The 4,343-nt window shown below is 76.4% G+C and carries 1 protein-coding gene; it reads right to left on the bottom strand.

Going from position 1 to position 4,343, the window contains the following annotated elements:
* The coding region (locus tag IE249_RS20890) for a DNA repair ATPase (protein ID WP_229858946.1) at nucleotides 1–4,179 on the bottom strand (4,179 nt) is incomplete at its 3' end.
* Between the last annotated feature and the right edge of the window lie 164 nt (nucleotides 4,180–4,343).

A 4,343-nucleotide genomic window follows, 5' to 3' on the forward strand; every position in this document is an offset into this window, starting at 1 on the left:
CACGGCGAAGCGCTTGCCCCGCAGGTCGTAGGTGCGGGGTTCGCCCTCCCACACGCCGTCGATACGGCGGGTGGCGTCGCACAGCGGGATGAACTTCTGCAGCAGCTCCGGCGAGGTGTGCTGGATGTCGTCCAGGTACAGGAGGGTGTTGGCGCCGGCCGCCAGCGCGAAGTTGATCTTCTCGACCTCCTGGCGCGAGGTGGCGTTCGGGGCCTCGGCGGGGTCCAGTGACGTGACTCCGTGGCCCAGCGCGGGGCCGCTGATCCGCACCATCATCAGACCGAGCCGGTCGGCGACGTACTCCATCAGCGTCGTCTTGCCGTAGCCGGGCGGCGAGACGAGCAGCAGCAGGCCGCCGGTGTCGGTGCGTCCGCCGCCGTCCGCGGTGCCGAGCTGGCGGGCCAGGCTGTCGCCGACGAGCGGCAGGTAGACCTCGTCGACGAGCCGGCCCCGCACGAAGGACGTCAGGGCGCGCGGGCGGTGGTCGTCCAGGCGCAGCCGGGCGCGCTCGGCGGTGACCAGTTCGGTGCGGCGGCGCCGGTAGGCGCGGAAGGCGGGCACCTCGCGGGTGCGGAAGCGGGCGGTGCGGGCGAGGAACTCGTCGATCCGCAGGGTGAGGCGTCCGCCGGTGAGGCGCGGGTGGGTGCCGAGCAGGCCCTCGACCGTGGTCTCGGGGGAGACCTCCGACTCGTAGCGGGGAAGTCCGGGGCAGAGTTCCACGGCCACCGCCTCGGCGAGGTCGCCCTCGGTGGTGCTCACGCCGGTCGCCGTGACGTACGCCGACAGCCAGGCCTCGGCGAGCTGCCGGCGTGCGGCCAGGTCGTCGAGGGCGGCGAGGTCCTCGTCGTAGGCCGGACCGCCCGCGCCGCGGCGGAACCTGTCCAGCAGGGCGCGGGTGGCCGCGCCGACGACGAAGCCCCCGGGCCCGGTCGTCAGCTCCTCGACGAGGTACGCCGCCGCCCGGGCGGCGAGCTCTGCGGCGGCCGTGGGCGCCGCCGGCGCGGTGACCGTGAGCGGCGCCGCGTTCGGCTCACCGGTGGCGGTCACCTGCCGTTCCCGGTCGGCGATCGCCTCGGTCAGTTCCGCCTCCAGGTCCGCGACGGCGGTCGCGGTGCCGGGGCCGAAGGCGGCGCGGGCGCGGGCCAGGGAGAGGGCGCGGCGGGTCCAGGCGGCCCGTTCGGCGGGGGTGGTGGCGTGGGCCCAGAAGAGCTGGGCGGCGGCCCGGGCGGCCGGTTCGTGGCGCAGGAGGCCCGCCCGCTCGTGCAGGGGCAGCAGGGCGGTGAGCAGGGCGGTGGCGTCGTGGTCGTGGACGCCCCGCTCGTATCCCTCGTCGTATGCCTCCTCCGCGGCCGCGCGGACCAGATCGGGCAGGTCGCGGGCCTGTCCGAGCGCGGCGGGCCCGTGTTCGCGCAGCAGCCGGGCGGCCAGGTGCTCGGCGCGGTACACCTCGGGGGACTCGGAGGGCAGGTGGCGGTCCCAGTAGGGGCGGGTGGCCGCGAAGTCCGGGTCGGTGACGGGGGCGCGGTAGTCGGTGCCGGTCAGGGCGAAGGCGAGGCCGTCGCCGTGCGGGACGAGGGTGAGGTCGAGGGGCTGGGTGGTGACGGCGAAGCGGTGGCCGCCCAGGCGGATGGTGCGGCCGCCGTCGGCGTAGAGGTCGGTGCGGTCGCGCAGGGCGCGGGCCGCCTCCTCGCGGGCGGCGCGCAGCCTGCCGTCCAGCTCCTCCGCCCGCACCGGGTCGCCGAGTCGGCGCAGTTCCTCCGCGGTGCGGCGGACCTTGGCGACCAGCGGGTCGGAGGCGAAGAAGGTGCTGACGGCCTCCGTGTCCGCGAGTGCGGCGGAGCGCCTCACGATCGTCTCCAGGACCCGGCCGGCCGAGGCCGTGAGCTGTCCGGCGCGGCGGGCCCGGGCGTCCAGCAGGGTCTGCTTGCGGGCGGCGAAGGCGTCGTAGACCTCGGTGCGCCGGGCCGCCAGCCGGTCGAGGAAGTCGTCGAACTCCGCGAAGCGGGACTCGAGGTTCTCCAACTGGACGAGCAGGACGGACAGTTGCTCGTCACAGGCCTCGGGGGTGGAGGCCGCCGCCAGGGCGCCGGTGACCGACTGGCCGAGCAGGGTGAACTCGGCGGCGAACTCCGCGCGGCCCTCGCTGTCGCGCAGCTCCCGGCGGCGGGCGCCTAGCAGGGCGTGGGCGCGGTTGACGCCGCCCAGAACCTCGGCGACGCGCTCCAGTACGGAGGTGCGCACGGTGGCGTCGGCGATGTCGAGGCCGGTGACGACCTCCGTGACGGTGCGCAGGGTGGCGGCGAGGCCGTCGAGCCGTTTCGCGAGCGGGGCGGCCCCGGCCGTGCTGGTGATCGACTCGGCGTCCGCGGCGAGCCGTTCGACCTCCTGCCGTTGCTCGGCGAAGGCGTCCTCGCGGGCGAGGTGGGCGACCGCGCGCCTGCCGAACGCGGCGAGGTCGGCCCCGGCGCCGGCGGCGAGTTCGTCGATGCGCGCGGTGTCGGCGTACCGCATCTCCTTCAGGGCCAGCAAGTGACCCTGCGCGCGGCGCAGTTCGGTGAGGCCGTCGACCCAGGCGGCGGCGCCGCGCGGGGCCTCGCCACGCAGTCGGCGCACCACGGCGGCCAGCCGTTCGGCGGCCTCGTCGAGCGCCTCGGCGGCGCGGGCGGTCAGCGTGCGCACGGTGCGGAACTCGGCCAGCACCTGCCCGGCGGTCTCGCGCACCGCCTCCAGCGGGGTGCGCAGGTCCCCGAGGCCGGCCTCGCCCAGCCAGTGGTGGGTGTCGGCCGCGCGGACGCAGGCGGCCACCAGCGCCTCGTAGACCTCCACGGTGGGCGTGGTGGCGGCGGCCGCGCGGGCCACGGAGAGGCAGTCGGAGATGCCGCGCACGAGGTCGGCGTTGCCCACCCGGGCGAACGGGCTCGTGCCGGAGGCCGCCGCGGCGGCGGCCGCGTGGGTGTCGGAGACGTAGGGGGAGGTCCACTGCTGGACCGGGTGGACGCGGGCCGGCTCGGGCGACGACCCGGCCGCCCCGGAGGGGTCGGCGCGCAGGACCATCAGCGCACCGTCGTCGAACAGGGCCCAGCCGTGGCAGACCAGCGGGGTGGCGGCCTCCTTGCGGAGGGCGTTGTACGACAGCAGGAGGCTGCGGCCCTCGGCGCGGTCGTGGAAGGCGTACAGCACGTCCTCCCCGTACGGGGAGCGCACCTCGCGCTCGAACTCCAGCCCGCGCGTGTCGAGTTCGTACGTCTTGTGGGTGCCGTCGGCCAGGCAGTAGCCGCCGGGGAAGACGATGCCCTGGTCGTCGGGGAGGCGGCGGCAGCCCTGCCCGACGCCGTCGAGCCGGACGACCGTGCGGGTGAGGGTGTTGAAGACCAGGTGGCGGTCCGCGGCCTCCTTGTAGGGGCGGACGCGGAGCAGGATCAGGGCGCCCACGCGCGCGTGCGCGATCCCGGCGTCGGCGAGCGCCTGCAGCGGCTCGTCGACCGGCTCGCTGTGGATTCCTTCGGCGGTCTCGGTGTCGTCCTCGGTCTTGACGGTGAGGAAGCCGCCGACCGTCGAGACGTACAGCTCGTCGTCCCCGTCGCGGATCGCCACGTGCGGGTGCCGTCCGGGTCGGTGGGCGGCGCGGGCCGCCTCCGTCCACCCGAAGTCGTGGGCGGGCGGTGGCACGTGGTCGCGGTCGCCGAGCGCGTCGAGGAAGACGGCCCGGCCGTCGTCGGTCAGGTCCCAGCGCAGCGCGCGGATGTCGTCGGCCTTCTCGCCGGTGCGGAAGACCGCGAGCAGACGGCTCTCGGCGCGGTGCAGGCGCAGCAGCCCGGCCTGGCGGTAGTAGCGGTGCAGGGCCGCGAACTCCCGCACGAACGCGGGGTCGTCGAGGAGTCCGGAGACCGCGTCCTCGGGCAGCCGGTTCAGGTCGCGGTCGTACAGCGCGAGCACGTCGCCGGCCGCCGGGTCGGGGCGGCCGCCGTCGTACCCGAACAGCAGGCGGCCGGCCACGGCGACGACGTCGCGCGGTACGCACGGGTGGCCGGTTCGCAGCCGGCCGGTCCCGGCGAGTTCCAGGCGCGGGGCGCCGAACTCCCCGGCCCGGCGGGCGTTGAGGAGTTCGGCGCCGCGGGCGAGTTCGGCGGCCCGGGCGGCGAGACGGTCGCGCAGGACCTCGTACGCTCCGGCGTCCACGGCGTCGCCGTTGGTGCCGACCGCGCCCGCGGTGCCGGCGGTTTCGGCGCTGCCGGACCGCGCGGGCCGCGTCCCTTCGCGCGGGCCGCCGTGCGCGTCGCCGCGTGGAGCGGCCTGCGGACCGTCGTTCGGGCCGTCGTTCGGGCCGTCCTGCGGACCGTCGT

The sequence above is a fragment of the Streptomyces anandii JCM 4720 genome (genome assembly GCF_014650655.1).
Classification (GTDB): Bacteria; Actinomycetota; Actinomycetes; order Streptomycetales; family Streptomycetaceae; genus Streptomyces; species Streptomyces anandii.